The organism is Curtobacterium sp. MCJR17_055, assembly GCF_003224335.1.
Taxonomy (GTDB): domain Bacteria; phylum Actinomycetota; class Actinomycetes; order Actinomycetales; family Microbacteriaceae; genus Curtobacterium.
Map to the genome: position 1 here is coordinate 70467 of NZ_QKLF01000001.1, position 19974 is coordinate 90440.

At 72.5% G+C, this 19974-nt stretch carries 20 protein-coding genes; 8 read left to right on the forward strand and 12 right to left on the reverse strand.

Features of this window, described 5'->3' with window-relative positions; translation table 11 throughout:
• Window positions 1–20: 20 nt before the first annotated feature.
• A complete protein-coding gene (locus DEJ16_RS00340; protein WP_110823875.1) occupies window positions 21–767 on the reverse strand; it encodes a 4-hydroxy-tetrahydrodipicolinate reductase in 747 nt (248 codons plus the stop codon).
• 22 nt (window positions 768–789) lie between these two features.
• Between DEJ16_RS00340 and DEJ16_RS00345 the strand changes: the two genes are divergently transcribed.
• Complete coding sequence (locus DEJ16_RS00345; protein ID WP_110823874.1) at window positions 790–1287, forward strand: GNAT family N-acetyltransferase; 498 nt, start codon at window positions 790–792, stop codon at window positions 1285–1287.
• Here the strand turns inward: DEJ16_RS00345 and DEJ16_RS00350 are convergent.
• A complete protein-coding gene (locus DEJ16_RS00350; RefSeq protein ID WP_110823873.1) occupies window positions 1284–1886 on the reverse strand; it encodes a histidine phosphatase family protein in 603 nt (200 codons plus the stop codon). The two genes, DEJ16_RS00345 and DEJ16_RS00350, sit on opposite strands and share 4 nt — an antisense overlap.
• Before the next feature lie 8 nt (window positions 1887–1894).
• Window positions 1895–3229 (reverse strand): pitrilysin family protein, encoded by a 1335-nt coding sequence (locus DEJ16_RS00355; protein ID WP_110824022.1) that lies wholly within the window; start codon window positions 3227–3229, stop codon window positions 1895–1897.
• A gap of 246 nt (window positions 3230–3475) precedes the next feature.
• On the opposite strand from DEJ16_RS00355, the gene DEJ16_RS00360 reads away from it, so the two are divergent.
• Together DEJ16_RS00360 and DEJ16_RS00365 are read left to right on the forward strand one after the other, a co-directional pair.
• Entirely contained in the window at window positions 3476–4147 is a 672-nt protein-coding gene (locus tag DEJ16_RS00360) for a TetR/AcrR family transcriptional regulator (RefSeq protein WP_110823872.1), read from the forward strand.
• Window positions 4148–4202: 55 nt separating this feature from the next.
• Window positions 4203–4730, forward strand: coding sequence for a YbhB/YbcL family Raf kinase inhibitor-like protein (locus DEJ16_RS00365; RefSeq protein WP_110823871.1), 528 nt, complete (start codon window positions 4203–4205; stop codon window positions 4728–4730).
• A gap of 115 nt (window positions 4731–4845) precedes the next feature.
• On the opposite strand, the gene DEJ16_RS00370 is transcribed toward DEJ16_RS00365, so the two are convergent.
• On the reverse strand, window positions 4846–7134 hold the full coding sequence (locus DEJ16_RS00370; protein WP_110823870.1) for a polyribonucleotide nucleotidyltransferase: 2289 nt from the start codon (window positions 7132–7134) through the stop codon (window positions 4846–4848).
• A 278-nt stretch (window positions 7135–7412) separates the two neighbouring features.
• Between DEJ16_RS00370 and DEJ16_RS00375 the strand changes: the two genes are divergently transcribed.
• Window positions 7413–8666 carry a hypothetical protein gene (locus DEJ16_RS00375; RefSeq protein WP_146232768.1) on the forward strand — a complete coding sequence of 418 codons (1254 nt, stop codon included), beginning with the start codon at window positions 7413–7415 and terminating at the stop codon, window positions 8664–8666.
• A 22-nt stretch (window positions 8667–8688) separates the two neighbouring features.
• On the opposite strand, the gene DEJ16_RS00380 is transcribed toward DEJ16_RS00375, so the two are convergent.
• The 3 genes from DEJ16_RS00380 to DEJ16_RS00390 all read right to left on the reverse strand — a co-directional run bounded on the left by DEJ16_RS00380 (window position 8689) and on the right by DEJ16_RS00390 (window position 10354).
• Window positions 8689–9309: a CE1759 family FMN reductase gene (locus tag DEJ16_RS00380; protein WP_110823868.1), complete on the reverse strand. Its 621-nt coding sequence runs from the start codon at window positions 9307–9309 to the stop codon at window positions 8689–8691.
• Between the two features lie 184 nt (window positions 9310–9493).
• Window positions 9494–9763: a 30S ribosomal protein S15 gene (rpsO, locus tag DEJ16_RS00385; protein ID WP_110823867.1), complete on the reverse strand. Its 270-nt coding sequence runs from the start codon at window positions 9761–9763 to the stop codon at window positions 9494–9496.
• Window positions 9764–9904: 141 nt separating this feature from the next.
• Window positions 9905–10354, reverse strand: coding sequence for a VanZ family protein (locus tag DEJ16_RS00390; protein ID WP_181419392.1), 450 nt, complete (start codon window positions 10352–10354; stop codon window positions 9905–9907).
• 130 nt (window positions 10355–10484) lie between these two features.
• Between DEJ16_RS00390 and DEJ16_RS00395 the strand changes: the two genes are divergently transcribed.
• The 3 genes from DEJ16_RS00395 (at window position 10485) to DEJ16_RS00405 (ending at window position 13010) form a co-directional block, all read left to right on the forward strand.
• The gene (locus DEJ16_RS00395) at window positions 10485–11507 is read left to right on the forward strand and encodes a glycoside hydrolase family 6 protein (RefSeq protein ID WP_110823865.1); all 1023 of its coding nucleotides are present in this window, start codon (window positions 10485–10487) and stop codon (window positions 11505–11507) included.
• Between the two features lie 69 nt (window positions 11508–11576).
• A complete protein-coding gene (locus DEJ16_RS00400) occupies window positions 11577–12629 on the forward strand; it encodes a M4 family metallopeptidase (RefSeq protein WP_110823864.1) in 1053 nt (350 codons plus the stop codon).
• A gap of 63 nt (window positions 12630–12692) precedes the next feature.
• Window positions 12693–13010, forward strand: a complete 318-nt coding sequence (locus DEJ16_RS00405; protein ID WP_110823863.1) for a protealysin inhibitor emfourin — start codon at window positions 12693–12695, stop codon at window positions 13008–13010.
• Between the two features lie 70 nt (window positions 13011–13080).
• Here the strand turns inward: DEJ16_RS00405 and DEJ16_RS00410 are convergent, their stop codons facing one another.
• The 3 genes from DEJ16_RS00410 to DEJ16_RS00420 form a co-directional block, all read right to left on the reverse strand.
• Window positions 13081–15339 (reverse strand): ATP-binding domain-containing protein, encoded by a 2259-nt coding sequence (locus DEJ16_RS00410; RefSeq protein WP_110823862.1) that lies wholly within the window; start codon window positions 15337–15339, stop codon window positions 13081–13083.
• A 71-nt stretch (window positions 15340–15410) separates the two neighbouring features.
• On the reverse strand, window positions 15411–16253 hold the full coding sequence (locus DEJ16_RS00415; protein ID WP_110823861.1) for an aldo/keto reductase: 843 nt from the start codon (window positions 16251–16253) through the stop codon (window positions 15411–15413).
• Entirely contained in the window at window positions 16253–16624 is a 372-nt protein-coding gene (locus DEJ16_RS00420) for an FKBP-type peptidyl-prolyl cis-trans isomerase (protein WP_110823860.1), read from the reverse strand. The genes DEJ16_RS00415 and DEJ16_RS00420 overlap by 1 nt, the downstream gene beginning before the upstream one ends.
• A 69-nt stretch (window positions 16625–16693) precedes the next feature.
• On the opposite strand from DEJ16_RS00420, the gene DEJ16_RS00425 reads away from it, so the two are divergent.
• Window positions 16694–18013: an MFS transporter gene (locus tag DEJ16_RS00425; protein WP_110823859.1), complete on the forward strand. Its 1320-nt coding sequence runs from the start codon at window positions 16694–16696 to the stop codon at window positions 18011–18013.
• Window positions 18014–18097: 84 nt separating this feature from the next.
• Here DEJ16_RS00425 and DEJ16_RS00430 read toward each other — a convergent pair whose 3' ends face one another.
• Both DEJ16_RS00430 and DEJ16_RS00435 read right to left on the reverse strand, forming a co-directional pair.
• Window positions 18098–19579, reverse strand: coding sequence for an aspartate ammonia-lyase (locus DEJ16_RS00430; RefSeq protein ID WP_110823858.1), 1482 nt, complete (start codon window positions 19577–19579; stop codon window positions 18098–18100).
• Between the two features lie 75 nt (window positions 19580–19654).
• On the reverse strand, window positions 19655–19951 hold the full coding sequence (locus DEJ16_RS00435) for a hypothetical protein (protein ID WP_110823857.1): 297 nt from the start codon (window positions 19949–19951) through the stop codon (window positions 19655–19657).
• Between the last annotated feature and the right edge of the window lie 23 nt (window positions 19952–19974).

The following is a 19974-nucleotide window of genomic DNA, read 5'->3' on the forward strand; positions in this document are numbered from 1 at the left end:
AGGCCTCGCACGAGCGTCGCCTACCCGATGCCGAGCACGGACCCGAGGCCGACCGTCAACCCGCGCATCGACCCGACCGCCTGCAGCGCGGCGCGGATGCCCGGCAGGTAGGCGGCGTCGTCCCCGGTGTCGTGGCGGATGGTGAGGGTCTCGCCGGGACCGCTCAGCACCACGTCCTGCACGGCCTTCACCCCGGGCAGCCGGAGCGAGTGGATCGGCACGCTCGCGACCTGCTGCCCGCGCGCACGCTGGTCGACGTGCGGGGCCTCGACCGGACCGACGTCGCGCCGGGCCTCGGCGATGAGCTCGGCGGTGCGGACGGCGGTCCCGGACGGTGAGTCGATCTTCCCGGCGTGGTGGCTCTCGACGATCTCGACGGAGGGGAACCACGGGGCGGCGATCGTCGCGAGGTGCGTGCCGATCACCGACCCGATCGAGAAGTTCGGCACGACGAAGGCGCCCTGCTCGGGCCGGTCGACGAGCGACGCCCGCAGTCTCCCGAGTCGCTCCCCGGACCACCCCGAGGTACCGACCAGGACGTTCGCGCCGCTGGCCAGGGCGTTCTCGACGATGGCGGGGCTGAGCGCGGGCACCGTGACGTCGACGACGAGCTCCGCACCCGCGAACACCGAGCCGGGGGCGTCGTGCGCGCTGTCCCGCGAGGACAACCGCGCGACGAGCTCGAACTCGGGCAGTTCCTCGACGACGGCGGCCACGAGGCCCCCGAGCCGACCGGAGGCGCCGACGACGGCGACGGGAGTGACCATGTCCCCATCCTAGGATCGGAGCATGTCCGACGATCGCAGCCAGGTCAGCGTCCGCGTCGTCCCCGCCGACCTCCCCGAGGTCGACGCCCTGCTCGACCGGTACCTGGACGAGCGCGAGGCCACGTTCCCGAGCGCGCAGGGCAGCTACTCGCGGAAGCGGACACCGGCCGCCGAGTTCGTGCCGCCGAACGGCGTCTTCGTGGTCGCGACCGACGGGGCCGTCGCGGTCGGCTGTGGTGGCCTGCGCCGCATCGCCGACGACGGCGACGACGTCCGCTTCGAGGTCAAGCACGTGTTCGTGACGCCGGAGGGTCGGGGCCGCGGCGTCGCGACCGCGATGATGGACGTCCTCGAGGCCGCCGCCGTCGACTTGGGCGCGACGAGCATCGTCCTCGACACGAACGACTCGCTCGTCGCCGCGGGCGCGATGTACCGCGGTCGGGGCTACGAGCGGGTGCCGGCCTTCAACGACAACCCGAACGCGACCGCCTGGTACCGCAAGCCCGTGCGCCGACCCTAGAGCGGCTGCGGGACGGGCAGCCCGGTGCGGAGCTCGACCGGCAGGTGCGCGAGGTCGTTCAGGGTGACGAGCTCGGCGGGCTTCGCGGACCGGATCCGGATGATCGTCAGCGAACTGTGCGCCACGTTCGTCCCCATCCAGCGCCACTCCGGGGCCTGGAAGACCTCGCGGACGAACCAGCCGATGACGGCGTTGTGCGTGATGAGCAGGTCGTGGCGGTCCTCCATCGCGGGCGTGAACCACTCCGCGACGGCGTCCTCCATCTGCGCCTGTCCCGCGACGATCTCCTCTTCCGTGACGCCCCCGTACCAGCCCTTGTAGGCGTGCGGCATGTCGGGTGTCGGTCCGGAGGGGATGCAGTCGAAGAGCAGGGTCGACGGCTCGGGCTGGATGGCCGGGAGGCGCTGCTGCAGGAAGGACGCGGTCTCGCTCGGGGCGTCGAGCGGGGAGTGCCACACGCCGTCGAACGGCACGCCGCCCAGACGGTCGGCGATGAGCATCGCCTGGCGCTTGCCGCGTTCCGAGAGCTTGCCGTCCCGCAGACCGTGCTCGGCGTCCTGGTGTTCGCCGTGCCGGACGAGGTAGAGGTAGTGCGACATCGTGGAGGTCAACCGTCGATCCCGAGGGCGGCCGCCAGCCGGTCGCGCTGCACGTCCCCGACCACGGCGGTCACCGTCGGTCGGGTCAGGAGGTCGCGGGACAGGTCGAGCACGTCGGCGGCGGTGACGCGGTCGACACGCTCGAGGGCGGTCGCGAGGTCGGTGAACTCGCCGGTCCCGAGCTCGGCACGGCCGAGGCGGGTCATCCGGGCGTCGGAGTCCTCGAGCGAGAGCGTCAGCGCGCCCTCGATCTGCCCCTTGGCGCGACGGAGCTCGTCCTCGGTGATGCCGTGGTCGACCATGCGGCGGAACTCCCCGTCGATGATGTCGACGACCCCGGCGACGTTGTCGGGGGCGCAGCCGGCGTAGACACCGAACGCCCCGTTGTCGAGGTAGGCGGGTGCGAACGAGGACACGGCGTACGCGAGGCCCCGGCGTTCGCGGACCTCCTGGAAGAGCCGGGAGCTCATGCCCCCGCCGAGCACGGCGTTGAGGATGCTCAGCACCGGGCGGCGGTCGTCGCGGAGGTCGAGCCCCTGGGACCCGCGGAGCATGCTGACCTGCTCGGTCGGACGGTGGACGACCCGCACGGCGGACTCAACGGGGTCGGCGACGGGCTGCGCGGTGCGACGGGCGAGCGGCACGGCGGCTCCGGCGTCCGCGAAGACGGCCTCGACGAGCGCACAGAACCGGTCGTGGTCGACGGCCCCCGCAGCGGTGACGACGATGCCGTTCGGCTCGTAGTGCTCGGCGTAGTGCGCCATCACCTCGTCCCGCTGGACCTCGCGGATGGACTCCGGGGTCCCACCGATCGGGCGGCCGAGGGCGTGCCCGTCGAAGGTCGCGGCGAAGAACGCCTCCCCCGCCACGTCCGCCGGGTCGTCGGCCGCCATCGCGAGTTCCTCGAGGATGACCCCGCGCTCGACGTCGAACGCGGCCGGCTCGAGGGTCGAGTTCGTCACCATGTCGCCGATCACGCCGACCGCCATCGGGACGTCGGTGTCCCGGACGCGGGCGTAGTAGCAGGTGTACTCCTTCGCGGTCGCGGCGTTGTGCTCACCGCCGACGGAGTCGAACGCCACCGCGATGTCGAGCGCGGTGCGCTCCGCGGTGCCCTTGAACAGGAGGTGCTCGAGGAAGTGCGTGGAGCCGTACTGCCCGGCACGTTCGTCGCGGGAGCCGACCCCCACCCAGAACCCGATGCTCGTGGAGTGGACGGAGGGGACGGACTCGGTGAGCACACGGACGCCCGAGGCGAGAACGGTGCGCCGGACGAGGGCTCCACCGGACGTCACGAAGGACGTTTCCGGAGCCTCGAGCGGCAGCGGCACTGGGCGGTTCATCGTCATGACTCTACTGAAGGCCGGGCCGGGATCGCCCAGGCAGACCGCCGTCGGGAGAGGCCACCCGAAGAGGGGTACAAAAAAGAAGGACAGACGGACTCGTCTGTCTGTCCTCATCGTGCTACAGTGGTGTCACCGGATCGGGAGCCCCCCTAGATCTCGATCCGGTGGCTCGGGACATCAGTCCTGCGCGGCACGAGTCCCCCCGCTCCGCCGCGGAGCCGATGACCCAAGGAGAGCCACGCTGTGACGGTCGATTCCCCCCAACCGACCGTCCAGCGTCTCCTGGGTCAGCGTCTGCAAGGACGGGCCCCGAGCAACCAGAACCTCGCGTCGCCGGACGGGTCGAGCGTCCCCCCGGCTCCCCGCTCCGGCGGCGCGAAGGTCCGCATCCTCGAGACGGCCACCCGCCTGTTCTACGAAGAGGGCATCCACGGTGTCGGCGTCGACCGCCTCATCTCCGAGGCGAGCGTCACGAAGGCGACGTTCTACAAGCACTACGGCTCGAAGGACAACCTGATCCTCGCCTACGTGCGTGAGCAGCACACCCGCGTGCAGGCCTGGATGGAGTCCGTCGTCGGCGACGCCGAGTCCCCACAGGCCGCCGTCCGCGCGTGGGTCGACGCCCTCGCCGCCGACGTGAACCGTCCGGACTTCCGCGGCTGCGCGTTCCTCAACGCGGCCGCCGAGTACCACGACCCGCGGGACCCGGTGCGCCAGGTCGTCGCCGTGCACCGCGACTGGTACACGGAACGCCTCGGTGACCTGCTGCAGGCCGCTGGACACCCGCTCCCCGGGGACGGTGCCGACGAACTCATGCTCGCCCGCGACGGCGCGATGTCCGGTGCCTACGCCGGTGACGCGATCGCGGCGACGGCAGCACTCAACCGGGTCGCCGAGCGGGTCCTCGCCGCCTGAGCGCCGACCGGAGCGCTCCCGGGATCCACCGGGCGCACGGGTGTTGGCTCGGAGCATGACGAACCACCCGAACTGGAACCTGCCCGACGTCCCCTCCTTCGACCTGTCCAGCCCCGACTTCACGGACGGCGGCCAGCTGCCCGACTGGGCCCGCGGCTCCGACGCCGGTGGCGAGGACCGTTCCCCGGCCCTGACGTGGTCCGGTGCCCCCGAGGGCACGCAGAGCTACGTGCTCACGGCCTACGACCCGGACGCCCCCACCGGTTCCGGCTTCTGGCACTGGGCCGTCTCCGACATCCCGGCATCGGTGACGTCGCTGCCGCAGGGCGCCGGCACGGACGACTCGCTCCTGCCCGACGGCGCCACCCGCCGCCGCAACGAGTTCGGCACCGACACGTTCCTCGGGGCCGCTCCGCCCGCGGGCCACGGTCCGCACCGGTACTTCTTCACCGTGAGCGCGCTCGACGTCCCGTCGCTCGACGTCCCCGCCGGCGCGACGCCGGCCGTCGTCGGTTTCATGCTCCGCGAGCACCTGCTCGGTCGCGCGCAGCTCGTCGGCATCCAGGAGACGCCCGCCTCCTGACCCGGGCAGGACCGCGCGTCGAGCCCGGTCCCGACGGACGGCGTTGCCCGCGACGGCGAACGGCCGCCGACCCCGTCGGGGTCGGCGGCCGTCCGTGCGTCGGGACGCGGGTCGATCAGCCCTCGGCGGGCATCTCGGCGTGGGTGCCGTGGTCGTCGCGACCCTCGGTGTCCACGTCGTCGGCCACGACCGGCGCGAGCGACAGCTTGCCGCGGTCGTCCACCTTGGTGACCTCGACCAGGATCTTCTGACCGACGCCGAGGACGTCCTCGACGTTCTCCACGCGCTTGCCACCGGCGAGCTTGCGCACCTCGGAGACGTGCAGCAGACCGTCACGGCCCGGGAGCAGCGACACGAAGGCGCCGAACGTGGCGATCTTCACGACGGTGCCGAGGAACTGGTCCCCGATCTCCGGGTTCGTCGGGTTCGCGATCGCGTTGACCTGCGCACGCGCGGCCTCGGCGGACGGACCGTCGACGGCGCCGATGTAGACCGTGCCGTCGTCCTCGATGGAGATGTCGGCGCCGGTCTCGTCCTGGATCCCGTTGATCGTCTTGCCCTTCGGGCCGATCAGCTCGCCGATCTTGTCGACCGGGATGTTCACCGAGATCACGCGCGGCGCGGTGTCGGCCATCTCGTCCGGACCGTCGATGGCCTCGTTCAGCACACCGAGGATGGCCGAGCGGGCCTCCTTGGCCTGCTTCAGCGCGGCGTCGAGGACGGACGACGGGATGCCGTCGAGCTTCGTGTCGAGCTGGATGGCCGTGACGAAGTCCGAGGTACCGGCGACCTTGAAGTCCATGTCGCCGAGGGCGTCCTCGGCACCGAGGATGTCGGTCAGCGCCGCGTAACGGGTCTGGCCGTCGACGGTGTCGGAGACGAGGCCCATCGCGATGCCCGCGACCGGGGCGCGCAGCGGCACACCGGCGTTGAGGAGCGACAGGGTCGACGCGCAGACCGAGCCCATCGAGGTCGAGCCGTTGGAGCTCAGCGCCTCGGAGACCTGACGGATGGCGTACGGGAACTCCTCGCGCGACGGCAGCACCGGCACGAGGGCGCGCTCGGCGAGGAAGCCGTGCCCGATCTCGCGACGCTTCGGCGACCCCACGCGGCCGGTCTCACCGGTCGAGTACGGCGGGAAGTTGTAGTGGTGCAGGTAGCGCTTCTTGGTAACGGGCGACAGCGAGTCGATCTGCTGCTCCATCTTGAGCATGTTCAGCGTGGTGACGCCGAGGATCTGCGTCTCGCCGCGCTGGAAGACCGCGGAGCCGTGGACACGCGGGATCACGGCGACCTCGGCGTCGAGCGGACGGATGTCGGCGAGGCCGCGACCATCCATGCGGACCTGCTCGGTCAGGATGCGGCCGCGGACGACCTTCTTCGTGACCGACTTGTACGCGGCGCTGACCTGGCTGGTGGCGACCTCGGGCAGCGTGCCCGCGGCGACCTGCTCGGCGATGGCCGCCTTGACGCGCGACTTGAGCGCGTCGTCGGCGTCCTGACGCTCCGCCTTGCCGGCGATCTGGTACACGTCCCCGAGCTCGGAGAGGGCGAGGGACTCGACGGCGGCGTAGACCTCGTCGGCGTACGGCGGGAAGACCGGGTAGTCCTGGATCTCCTTGGCCGACTGCGCGGCGAGCTTCGCCTGCGCCTCGACGAGGGACTTGAGGAACGGCTTGGCCGCCTCGAGGCCCTGCGCGACGATGGCCTCGTCGGGCTTGGTCGCGCCGCCCTCGATGAGGTTCCAGGCGTGCTCGGTGGCCTCGGCCTCGACCATCATGATCGCGACGTCCTCGTTGCCCGCCTCGTCGGTGACGACGCGGCCGGCGACGGTGAGGTCGAAGACGGCGTCGGCGAGCTGCGACGCCTTCGGGAACGCGACCCACTGGTCGGTGCCGTTCGCGCCGGGGATGAGCGCGAGGCGCACACCGGCGATCGGGCCGGAGAACGGCAGACCGGAGATCTGCGTCGACGCGGATGCGGCGTTGATGGCCAGCGCGTCGTAGAACTCGTCCGGCGCGATGCTCAGGACGGTGATGACGATCTGGACCTCGTTGCGGAGGCCGTCGACGAACGACGGGCGCAGCGGCCGGTCGATGAGGCGGCAGACGAGGATCGCCTCGGTCGAGGGGCGGCCCTCACGACGGAAGAACGAGCCGGGGATCTTGCCGGCGGCGTACGAGCGCTCCTCGACGTCGACCGTCAGGGGGAAGAAGTCGAAGCCCTCGCGCGGGTGCTTGCCGGCGCTGGTGGCCGACAGCAGCATGGTCTCTTCGTCCAGGTACGCGGCGACGGCACCCTGTGCCTGCTGCGCGAGACGACCGGTCTCGAACCGGACCGTCCTGGTGCCGAAGCGACCGTTGTCGATGGTCGCTTCAGCGAACTTGATCTCGGGACCCTCCAAGAGGATGCCTCCTTGCGTGTGTGAGCAGCAGACCCGGCCTCGGGCACACGCGTGCACGTGCGCTCCACGACGCGGAACGCATGTCTGGCCAGCAGTGGGAGCACTCGGGATGCGGTTCGGCCCGGATGCCACCACCGATGACCAGCTTCGTGCCGGTCTGCGTGCGGTGTTGTGTGTCGTCGCGGGGAACGGTCCCCAGACCAGCCGACCTTAGCATTCCGAGGTGGACCGACGGCGGTGCCCGTGGCGAACGGGCGTGTCCTCGGTAGCCTGCTCCCATGCGCGGGGAAGCAGCACGACGGACGGCCGGACCACGGGTCGCAGCAGCACCACGGCGGGCACCTCGGCGGGGTCGTGCCCGGAGCACCCTCCTCACCGTCGGGGTGCTGGTCGGCGCCCTCGTGGTCCCCGCGGTGACGGCGGCCCCGTCCTCGGCGACCCCGTCCTCGGCGACCGACTACCCGACGTGGCAGGACGTCCAGCGGGCGGAGGGCGACGAACAGGCGAAGCAGGCCGAGGTGGCGGAGGTCCGGGCCGCGCTCCGGTCGGTGCAGGCCGAGGCCGCGGAGAAGTCGCAGGTCGCCCTCGACACCGCCGCCGCGGCAGCCGCCGCCGAGGCGGACCTGGCCGAGGCCACCCGTACCGCCACGAGCCTCCAGGCCCACGCCGACGAGGCGTCCGCGACGGCCGAGCGCGCGCGGACCCGGGCCGGGCGCCTCGCGGCCGACCTGTACCGGGACGGCTCGACCGACCAGATGACCACCCGGATCGCGACGGCGGACGACCCCGACCAGCTGCTCTACCAGCTCGGCGCGCTCGACCAGCTGTCGACGACGTGGGACGGCGTCATGGACGAGGCCGCGGTCGCCGCCAGGACGGCGGCGTCGCTGCACGACCAGGCGGAGCGGGCCGAGGACGAGCGGGCGTCGCTGGCGGACCAGGCCGAGGCGACCGCCACCGCCGCCCGCGCGGCACAGCGACGGGCGGACGCGGCGGTCGCGGAGACCGAGTCGCACAGCGACGAGCTCTACGCGCAGCTCGCCGCGCTCCGGGACTCCACCGCCGAGACGCAGCGTCGCTACGAGGTGGGCCAGGCCGTCGCGGCGCAGGCGGCGGCGCAGGCGGCCGCCGCACGGGCCGCGGCCGAGACCGCGCGTGCCGCCGGCGGTGCTGCCAGCTCGGCGGACAACGCCTACCCGAGCACCGAGGGCGTCCCCGTCGACCCGGCGGCCGCGCAGGCCTACGCGCGCAGCGCCATGGGTGCCCACGGCTGGGGCGACGACCAGTTCGGCTGCCTCGTCTCGCTGTGGACGCAGGAGTCCGGGTGGCGGGCGAACGCGCTCAACGCGTCGAGTGGCGCGTACGGCATCCCGCAGGCCCTGCCGGCGTCGAAGCTCGCCGCCGCGGGCGCGGACTGGCGGACGAACGCCGCGACGCAGATCGACTGGGGTCTGGCGTACATCGCGGACCGCTACGGATCGCCGTGCGGCGCGTGGGACCACGAGATGAGCGTCGACCCGCACTGGTACTGACCCGGCGGGCGCGACACCGGTGTCACCGGTGCTGCAGCCCGCCGAGCAACGACGCGAAGTCGGTGACCGCCGGGAGCGCGTCCGCCTGCTGCGGCTGCCGCCGGGAGGCCCGGACCGCCCAGGCAAGGTCGGCTCCACCCCGGCGGATGCGCGCGTCGAGCACGCCCGCGTCGTCGCTCCCCCAGTCGTCCGTGGCGGCGAAGACCGCGGTGGGGACGACGGCGGCCCGGAGGTAGGCGAACACCGGTCGGATGCCGTGCTCGAGGGCGAGCGAGTGCCGTGCGGTCCCGCCCGTCGCGCCGAGCAGCACCGGCATGTCGGTGAGGGCGTCCTTGTCCAGCACGTCGAGGAAGGACTTCGCCAGGCCGCTCATGCCCGCCGTGAAGACCGGCGTGACGAACACGACCGCGTCCGCCTCGACGACCGTGGCCGTCGCCGCCGCGAGTGCCGGAGCGGAGAAGCGGGTCAGCATCGCGTCGGTGATCTCGTGGGCGAGCGGGCGGAGGTCGACGTTCCGGACCTCGACGGGGCCCGCTGACTCCCCCGCGAGCGCGGCACCGGCTGCGGCTGCGAGTCGGTCGGCGAGGAGGCGGGTCGAGCTGGGCTCGGAGAGCCCGGCGGAGACGACGGCGATGGTGTTCATGGAGACTCCCGACTTTCAATGCGTTTGCATGAACAGTACACGGAACCGCGGCGGACGGGGAGGCATTCCCGTCCGCGCCGGACGCCGACGCACCCGCCGGGGAACGACAGGAGCCCCGTCCCTCACGAGGAGGGACGGGGCTCCGGACCAGCAGGGCTGCGACGCGGCAGCACCCTGACGATGACTAGCGGCGCAGGCCGAGGCGCTCGATGAGCGCACGGTAGCGGGCGATGTCGACGTCGGAGAGGTAGCCGAGGAGACGGCGACGCTGACCGACCATGAGCAGCAGACCACGACGCGAGTGGTGGTCGTGCTTGTGCTCCTTGAGGTGCTCGTTCAGGTCGTTGATACGACGCGTCAGAACGGCGACCTGGACCTCGGGGGATCCGGTGTCGCCCGGGTGGGTCGCGTACTCTTCGATGATCTCCTGCTTGATCTTCGCGTCAAGTGCCATGGAGGATCCCCTTTCCTGCTCTGCGTGAGAGCGTGTCCGTTGCGCGGTGCCCACACCTGCTGTGTGAGCGCTCTTGATCCGCGGCCGTTCGACGGCAACCGAACGAGCATACCAGAGCGCGTCCCGCTCGACGAGCGGCGGTCAGACGGTCCGGGCCCGCAGGGGACGGCGCCGTCGGCGCTCCGGCAGCAGGCTCCGGACGAAGCCGACGAACGTCGCACCGAGCAGACCACCCATGCCGTTCGACAGCACGTCGCGGGGGTCGGCGACCCGGTAGGGCAGGTACACGGCCTGCGCGAACTCGATGCCGACCGAGAGCGCGACGGCCACCACGGCACCGAGGACCCACCAGCGCCGGGGCAACCACAGCGCCGCGATCAGCCCGACCGGCACGAACATGGCGACGTTCGCCAGGAACTCGGTCCGGTCGTAGGTGAACCACGCCCCGTGCGGCAGCTGCTGGACCCAGGCGACGGCGCGGAGCACGAAGGAGTTCTCGGCCTCGGTGAAGACGTGCGGGGTGAGCGTCATGCGCCAGATCACCCAGGCGTAGCCCGCCGTCAGGGCGAGGAGGAGCAGTTTCCGCAGCATCGGGCCAGTCTGGGGCACCCCTGCTGGCCGGGCCCTGGGCGGCACCCTGGCATCCGGTGCCGATCGGGTGGGAACATGGCGGGCGAGAGCGACGCCGAACGGGGGCGGCGCCCGAGCGGGAGGACGGCCCATGCCGGGAGCGCAACGCGCCTCGACCCGCCGACAGTGGGTGTGGATCGGGGTCGTCGCCGCGCTCGTCACGGCCGTCGTCGTCGCGGTCACGGTGGTCCTCCCGGGCACCGGCGACCGCCAGGTCGTGCATCGCAAGAGCGTCGCCGAGGCGTGGTCGGGTGGCCTCGCCCGTCAACCGGCGAGCGCGAACCAGCCACGCTGGCACGTGACCGCGGCGCGGGACGCGGGCCGGGTGACCACGGCCGAACGCCTCGCCGTGATCGCCGACCGGCCCCTCGCGACGTGGCTCACCGACCCGTCCGTCCCGGAGACCGTCGACACCGCCCGGAGCGTCCTCGCCGCGGCCCGGTCGCAGCAGGCGACCCCGGTGTTCGTGCTCTACGCGATCCCGGACCGTGACTGCGGCCACTGGTCGCGCGGCGGCACCGCCGAGGACGACTACCTGCCGTGGGTCCGCGCGGTCGTGCGTGCGCTCGCGGGCTCGCACGCGGTGGTCCTGGTCGAGCCGGACTCGATCGCGCAGATCGCCGTGTGCGAGCGGCTGCAGGACACCCGGCTGCCGCTCCTCCGGAGGGCGGTCGGGGCCCTGACCGGGCACGGCCTGACGGTGTACCTGGACGGCGGGAACGAGAACCGGGTCCCGGTGGACACGATGGCCGGGTGGCTCCGCCGGGCGGGCGTCGACCGCGTGCAGGGCTTCGCCACGAACGTGTCGAACTTCTACCGCGTGGACCAGGAGCGCGCCTACGCCGACGAGCTCGCCGACGCGATCGGGGGCGACCCACACTTCGTCATCGACGTCTCGCGGAACGGGCAGGGGTGGCGGGGCGACTGGTGCAACCCCGACGGTGCCGGCCTCGGCCAGACCCCGCACGTCACGCGCGGCACCACCCGGCTCGACGCGCTGCTGTGGGTGAAGACGCCCGGGCTGAGCGACGGCGCGTGCAACGGCGGACCGGCCGCGGGCCGGTGGTGGGAGGCGTACGCACTCGCCCTGGTCGCGAACCGCAAGCGCGACTGACGGCGGGACCGACAGCCGGGAGGCCCGGTCGCCGAACCGGCTGTCGGCCCCCGGTGGTTGCATGTCGCCATGACCAGCCGCTCGCCGCGCTCCGTCGTCCCGCCGTACCTCCTCCGCGCCGTCGCCGACGCACCGGAGGACCGGTTCCCGCGCGCTGCCGCCGCAGCCCGGACCGCCCTCGCCTCGATGGACCGCGTCCAGGAGCCGAAGCACGTGACCGGCCTCCGCGCGGCCAGGACCGCCGAGGCGCCGGACGTCGCTCCGCGGCGCACGATCGCGGACGCCGCCGGCACGACGACGCTGCCGGGCAGGGTCGTGCGGCGGGAGGGTGACGGCGACACCGGGGACCCCGCGGTCGACGAGGCGTACGCGGGCCTCGGCGCGACGCACGCGTTCTGGCTCGAGGTGTTCGGACGGGCGTCGATCGACGGCGCCGGACTCCCCCTCGACGCCACCGTGCACTACGGGCGGGAGTACGACAACGCCTACTGGGACGGGCAGCGGATGGTGTTCGGCGACGGAGACGGCGAGGTCTTCCGGCGGTTCACCGTCGCGGTCGACGTCATCGGGCACGAGCTGGCCCACGGCGTCACGCAGTACACCGCGGACCTCGTCTACCAGGGGCAGTCCGGAGCGCTCAACGAGTCGATGAGCGACGTCTTCGGCGTGCTCGTCGCCCAGTACGCCGCCCGGCAGACCGCGGAACAGGCGTCCTGGCTGATCGGCGAAGGGCTGTTCACGGACGCCGTGCACGGGGTCGCCCTCCGCTCGATGCGTGCGCCGGGCACGGCCTACGACGACCCGGTGCTCGGGGCGGACCCACAGCCCGCGACCATGGCCGGCTACGTGGAGACCGCCGAGGACCAGGGCGGCGTGCACCTGAACTCCGGCATCCCGAACCACGCGTTCTTCCTCGCCGCGACCACGATCGGCGGACCGGCCTGGGTCGGCGCGGGACAGGTGTGGTGGGACGCCCTCACCTCGGCCGAGGTGTCGGCGTCCATCGACTTCGCCGGCTTCGCGGCCGTCACGGTCCGAGCAGCGGCGGCGCGGTTCGGAGCGGGCTCGCGCGAGCACACCGCCGTCGCCGGTGCCTGGCAGCGCGTCGGGGTGACGGTCTGAGCCGCAGCAGCGCTGCTCGACCGGGCACTCCGGAGCGGATGCGGAGGGCGTAGGTTCCGGGGCATGCAGATCGTCGTGCGCCGCAGTGGTGGGTTCGCCGGCCTCCCGCGGGCATGGCGGGTCGACACCGATGCCCGTCCGGACGCCGACCGGTGGACGGAACTCGTCGGGGCACTCCCCGGCGAAGGTTCCGTGGCACCCGGGGCGGCTCCGGAGGGTGCGGGTGGGGAGGATGCCGATCGTGACGACAGCGCCGTCCGCGACGACTACGTGTGGACGGTGACCGTCGCCCGGACCACGGTGACGATCCCGGGTCGTCGCCTGGACGGCCCGTGGGCGGCCCTCGTGGAGCAGGTACGCGACCAGGGCGAGCCCGCCTGACGGGGTCGCTCCCGAGCCTCCCGGCGGGTCGGACGGACCGCAGGAGGCACCGGCCCGACCGGCAGGACGGTCAGGCGACCTCGATGACCGTGAGCCGGCGGGTGGGACGGGTCATCGCGACGTAGACGGCCGCCGCGGCCCGAGCGGCGTCGGAGCCGACCCGGTCCGGGTCGACGAGCAGCACGCCGTCGAACTCCAGGCCCTTCGCGTCCGCGCCGGTGAGCACCGTGACCGACCCCGGCCGGGGTGACCCGAGCCCGCGGACGTCGGCCTCGGTCCGGGCCAGGCGCTCGCGGACGGCGGCCACGTCGGCCTCCGGCACGATGACGCCGATCGTCCCGGAGCCGATCAGGTCGCGCTCGCCGTCGACCCGGTCCGCGACCGTGTCGAGCAGGTCCGCCCGGTCGACGCGCAAGCGCTCGACGGGGTCGCCGTCACGGACCGCCTCGTTCGCGGTCACCGTGAGACCGGCCGCCGCGGCGAAGGCCCCGGCCGCCTGGACGATCGAGCGCGGGGTGCGGTAGTTGACGGTGAGCTCCTCGAGGCGGGAGTCCAGCGGCACCTCCGGGGCACGACCACGACGACGACGGGCGAGCGCACCGCGGACGTCGTCCCACGTGCGGGCGGCACCCGGCGACGAGCCCTGCGCCATGTCTCCGACGATCGTGAAGGACCGCAGCGGGTTGCGGCGTGCCAGGACCCGCCACTGCATCGGTGACAGCTCCTGTGCCTCGTCGACCACGATGTGCCCGTAGGTCCACTCGCGGTCCTCGGCGGCACGCTCGGCGGTGGAGCGCGGGTCCCCGCCCTCCGCGAAGGCACCGGCGACCTGCTCGGCGCTGACGATGCCCTCGACGCCCATGTTCTCGATGGCCTGCCGGGCGTTCTCGATGTCCCGGTTCCGGGTGGCCTTCGCCTGCCGCTTCGCCGCACCACCGGTCGGGTCGAACACCCCGAGCAGCTCAGCCGCCTCGTCCAGGAGCGGCACGTCCTCGACCGTGAAGCCGGCCCCGCGCTCGCGCCGCAGCAGGGCACGTCGCTCGGGCGACCAGTTCGGTGTGAGGGACGCGAGCCAGTTCGGCCGGGCGTACAGGTCCTCGAGGAGCTTCTCGGCCGGCAGCGGCAGCCACGCCGTGTTGAGCAGGACCCGGGCGTCGTACGAGCTGCGGATGTCCTCGCGCAGCACCTTCTCGTCGGCCTCGTCCACCGTCGTCCCGCGGTGCCGCAGCTGGTCGGCGAGCAGTCGCGTCATGGCGTCGAGCGCGTTCTTGTTGAACGTGACGCGGGCGACGTTGTGCGGCTTGCCGCGGTCCTGGGCACGGCGCATGGCGTCGGCGACCAGCTGCGGCGGGACGACGAGCCGTTCGCCCTCGATGTCGAGCGTGACGGACTCGGTCGGGACGACCTGCCGCGACCGGACCGCGCGGCGGAGCAGGTCGGCCATCTCCCCGGACCCCTTCACGGCGGCGACGTCCCGACGGTCGTGCACGGTGGTGTGGAGCCCCGGGTGGAGCGACCCGAGGGACGCCATCACGACACCGGTCTCACCGAGGGACGGCAGCACCTGCTCGATGTACGTCAGGAACGCCGGGGACGGCCCGACGACGAGCACACCGGAACCGCGCAGACGCTCCCGGTAGGAGTAGAGCAGGTACGCCGCACGGTGCAGTGCGACGGCCGTCTTGCCGGTGCCCGGCCCGCCCTGCACGATGAGGACGCCCTCGAGCGGGGAGCGGATGATCCGGTCCTGCTCGCCCTGGATCGTCGCGACGATGTCGGTCATCCGCCCGGTGCGCTCGGCGGTGACGGCCGCGAGCAGGGCTCCCTCGCCCTGCAGGTGCGTGCGCTCGTCGTCGTAGAGCGTGGCGTCGAACACCTCGTCCTCGACGCCGACGACCGTGCGGCCCTCGAGCGTCAGGTGGCGTCGGGCCCGCATGCCCATGGGATGCGCCGCGGTGGCCTGGTAGAACGCACTCGCGCCCGGCACGCGCCAGTCGAGCAGCAGCGGCCGGTGGTCGGCGTCCCGCAGCCCGACGCGCCCGATGTACCGGAAGGCGTCCTCGTCAGCGGGCGGGTCCTGGACCTCGAGCCGCCCGAACACCAGGCGGTCGCCCACGCGCCGCAGGGTGGCGACGGTGTCCTCGTAGAGCCGGGCGAAGGCGTCGCGCTCGGTCCGGCTCTGGTGGTTGCCACCGACTGCCTGCCGGCGGGTCTCGACGAGCCGCTGCTCGGCCTCGGTGGTCAGTTCGTCGAGTCGGTGGAACAGACCGTCGACGTAGCCGCGTTCACGGTCGATCTCGGTCGGTTCGGAAACACGCGGTTCGGACACTCGCAACCCTTCGGGACAGGGGTACCGATGATATCCCCCTGCCCCGGTCGGGTCCGAACGCGAGCGCCCGCCTACATCTCCTCGTGCGTGTCCGGGTCGCCGTCCCAGAGCCGCCCGCGCTCGAGGGCGGAGATGGCCTGGACCTCGTCGTCGGTCAGCGAGAAGCCGAACACGTCGAGGTTCTCGCGCTGGCGGTCCGGGTCGCCCGACTTCGGGACCGGCACGGCGCCGAGCTGGACGTGCCAGCGGAGCACGACCTGGCCGGCCGAGACACCGTGCGCTGCGGCCGCGGCGGTCACGGGTCCCTCGGTGAGGAGCTCGGACTGCTTCGCCAGCGGGCTCCAACTCTCGGTGACGATGCCGAGACGCTGGTGCACGGCGCGGAGGTCGGCCTGCGGGAAGTACGGGTGCAGCTCGACCTGGTTCACCGCCGGGGCGACCCCGGTGGCGTCGAGGATGCGGTCGAGGTGCTCGGGGGTGAAGTTCGAGACACCGATCGAGCGGACCTTGCCGCTGTCCCGGAGGTCGACGAACGCCTTCCAGGTCTCGACGAACTTCCCGACGGACGGGTTCGGCCAGTGGATGAGGTACAGGTCGAGGTGGTCGAGCCCCAGGTTCGCCAGGGTCTCGTCCACCGAGCGGTGTGCCTCGTCGTAGCCGTGGTGGCGTCCCGGGAGCTTCGACGTCACGACGAACTCGTCGCGCGGCACGTCGGACTCGCGGACCGCACGGCCCACCGCGTCCTCGTTGCCGTAGTTCAGCGCGGTGTCGAGCAGGCGGTACCCGCTCGTGATCGCCGCACCGACCGCCGCGACCCCCTCGTCTCCGTCGAGCGAGTACGTGCCGAGGCCGAGCGCCGGGATGCGGTGTCCGTCGTTCAGTTCGAGGGTCGGGACCTCCGGGACGCCCGCCATCAGCGGACGCCGAGCAGGTCGATGACGAAGATGAGCGTCTTGCCGGAGAGGAAGTGTCCGCCGCCGGCCGGGCCGTAGGCGAGCTCCGGCGGGACGACGAGCTTGCGGCGACCGCCGACCTTCATGCCGGGGATGCCCTCCTGCCAGCCGCGGACGAGCGCCGCGAGCGGGAAGTCGATCGGCTCGCCACGGCCCCAGGAGCTGTCGAACTCCTCGCCGGACTCGTACTCGACGCCGGCGTAGTGGACCTTGACGGTCGAGCTCGCCTCGGCGACGTCGCCGTCGCCCACGACGATGTCGGTGACCACGAGGTCGGTGGGGGCGGGGCCCTCGGGGGCGTCGAACTCGGGCTTGCTGTTCAGGTCAGTCATGCCCGACAGTCAACCAGAGGACGTGCACGTGCCCCGCAGGAGCCCTCCAGGCCACAGAATGGTTCCACTGTGACACCAGACGCCCCCGCGAAGCCCCACCGCTCCCTGCTCGCCGACCTCACCCCGCTCCGCCGCTCCCCCGCGTTCGCGCGGCTCTGGATCGGCAGCTCGATCGCCGGCATCGGCACCATGATGACGAGCGTCACGGTCGGGCTCGAGGTGTACGAGATCACGCGCTCGACGTTCATGGTGTCGCTCGTCGGCGTCATCTCGCTCGTGCCGATGATCCTCGCCGGGCTGTACGGCGGCATGCTCGCGGACGCCTTCGACCGCCGCACGGTGGCCCTGGTCTCCGCCGTCATGGCCTGGGTGTCGACCGCGATGATCGCCGCGCACGCCTGGCTCGGGCTCGACAGCGTCGTGCTGCTCTACGTGCTCGTGACCGTCAACGCCGTCGCGGGCACCGTGATCGGCGCGTCCCGGGCGGCGATCGTCCCGCGGCTGGTGGGCAACGACCTGCTCCCCGCGGCGAGCGCCCTCAACAGCATCAGCGCCGGGTTCTCCGTGACGGTCGGGCCGGCGGTCGGCGGTGTGCTCGTCGCCGCGTTCGGCTTCGCCCCGACCTACACGGTGGACGTCGTGCTCTTCAGCGCCGCGTTCCTCGGCGTGGTGACGCTGCCACGGATGGCTCCCGAGCACGACGCCCTCCGTCCGGGCCTGTCGTCGCTCGTCGAGGGTGCGCGGTTCCTCCGCCGCTCCCGGAACATCACGATGACCTTCGTGCTCGACATCATCGCCATGACGTTCGGGCAGCCTCGGGTGCTGTTCCCCGCGATCGGTGCCCTGGTCGTCGGCGGCGGGTCGATCACGGTCGGCGCCCTCTCAGCCGCCTACGCGGTCGGTGCGCTGCTGTCCGGTGTCTTCTCCGGCCCGCTCGGGCACGTCCGCCGACAGGGCGAGGCGGTCGGCTGGGCGATCACGGTCTACGGCGGCGCGATCGCCGCGTTCGGCGTCGTCGTCGCGGCCGCGCACCTCCTCGGCGGACGGGCGTCGGAGACGTTCTCGACGGGGATCCTGCCGGCACTGGCGCTCTGCGCGCTGGCCCTCGCGGTGGCCGGCGGCGCGGACAACGTGAGCAGCGTGTTCCGCGGGACGATCCTCCAGGCCGCCGCGCCCGACGGCATGCGCGGCCGACTGCAGGGCATCTTCATCGTCGTGGTCACCGGTGGGCCGCGCGTGGGTGACCTGTACGCCGGTCTGGTCGTCGCCGCGGGCTTCGCCTGGCCGCCGCTCATCGGCGGCGTCCTCATCATCGCGCTCGTCGCGCTGCTGCTCCGGCTCGTCCCGTCGTTCCGCCGGTACGACGCGCTGCACCCGAACGCGAACTGACGCGCCGGGGCGCGCCCGTCGCACGCACGGTGCGGACGGGAGGCTGCGCGCCGGACCCGGGGCGTGCCTCCCGTCCGGCAGCGGTCAGGACCGGCGACGGGCCTCGGCGTCCCGGGCGGCCTCGTCGAGCATCTCCTCGGTCACGACCGGGATGGCACCGGTCGCCAGCTCGATGCCGGACAACCGGGCGGGGCTGAGCACCCGGTGCACCTGGTCCGCGTCCATGAGACCCGCGGCGATCACCAGGGTCGAGATCGGGGTCGACGTCGTCAGGGCGGTGTGCGCGATGGACGCCGCCGCTGCGTAGCCGATGTACGGCGTCAGCGCGGTGACGACGCCGACGTTCGTGTCCACCTGGGCGGCGAGCCGTAGCTCGTTCGCCCGGATGCCGGTCACGCAGTGCTCGCGGAGCGTCGCGCACCCGCGGGTCATCCACTGCAGGGACTGCAGGATCGAGTGCGCGATGATCGGCTCGAACGCGTTGAGCTGGAGCTGACCACCCTCGGCCGCCATCGTCACCGTGGTGTCCGCGCCGGCGACCGCGAAGGCGATCTGGTTGACGACCTCCGGGATGACCGGGTTCACCTTGCCGGGCATGATCGACGAACCGGCCTGCCGCGGCGGCAGCGTGATCTCCCCGAGGCCCGCCTGCGGGCCGGACGCCAGGAGCCGCAGGTCGTTGCAGATCTTCGACAGCTTCATCGCGCTGCGCTTGACCGTGCCGGACAGGGTCATGAACGCGCCGGCGTCACTCGTCGCCTCGATGAGGTCCGGGGCCGTGACGACGTCGATGCCGCTCGCCTCCTGCAGCTGCCGCCGCACCTCGTCGCGGTACAGCGGGTCGGCGGTGATGCCCGTCCCGATCGCGGTCGCGCCGAGGTTCATCTCGCCGAGGAGCGGCACCACCCGGCGGAGCTGGACGACGTCCTCGGCGATGGTGTGGGCGAAGCCGGTGAACTCCTGGCCGAGCGTCATCGGGACCGCGTCCTGCAATTGCGTGCGGCCGACCTTGAGGACGTCGGCGAACGCCTCCCCCCGCTCCGCGAACGCTGCCGACAGCTGCTCGAGCTGGTCGGCGAGCCGGCGCACACCGGTGATCATCGCGATCTTGATGCTCGTCGGGTACGTGTCGTTCGTCGACTGGCTGCGGTTCACGTGGTCGATCGGGTGCAGGTGCGCGTAGTCGCCGCGCTCCCGGCCGAGCAGCTCGAGGGCCCGGTTCGCCAGGACCTCGTTCGTGTTCATGTTCGTGCTCGTCCCGGCGCCGCCCTGGACCACGTCTACGACGAACTGGTCCCGCAGTGCCCCGTCGCGGACCTCCTGCGCGGCACGGTCGATCGCGTCGGCCCGCTCGGCGTCGAGGACACCGATCGCCTTGTTCGCCCGGGCAGCCGCCTGCTTCACGGTCACGAGGGCCGCGACGAGGTCCGGGTAGACCGCGATCGGCACCGAGGCGATCGGGAAGTTCTCCATCGCCCGGAGGGTGTTGATCCCCCAGTAGGAGTCGACCGGCACCTCCCTCGAGCCCAGGGAATCGGTCTCGGTGCGGGTGGCAGCGCTCGTCACGTCGTGGTCCTCTCCGTCGCGGTCACCTCCCGAGGCTAGCCCGCGACCGTCCAGCCGGTGCGGCCGGCCAGGAGGTCAGTGGAAGGCAGGGACGATGAGGTAGACGCCGTACAGCACCGCGGCACCGCAGGCGGCGAAGCAGACCACGGCGAGCGCCCGGAACGCACGGATCGCGGTGGAGGCCGCGGTCGGGTCGGGGAAGCCGGCGGTGGCCGGGCCGACGGTGCCGTCGTCCTTCACCGTGTACTTGCCCGCGCGGGCGTCGGCGGCGCTCCAGAGGCGGAGGCCCACGGAGTAGACGGTGACGACGAAGCACGCCGACACGACGGCCACCAGTGCGACGAGCAGGAACGCCGCCCAGTCGATACCCATCAGCAGGTCCCTCCGCAGCGTCC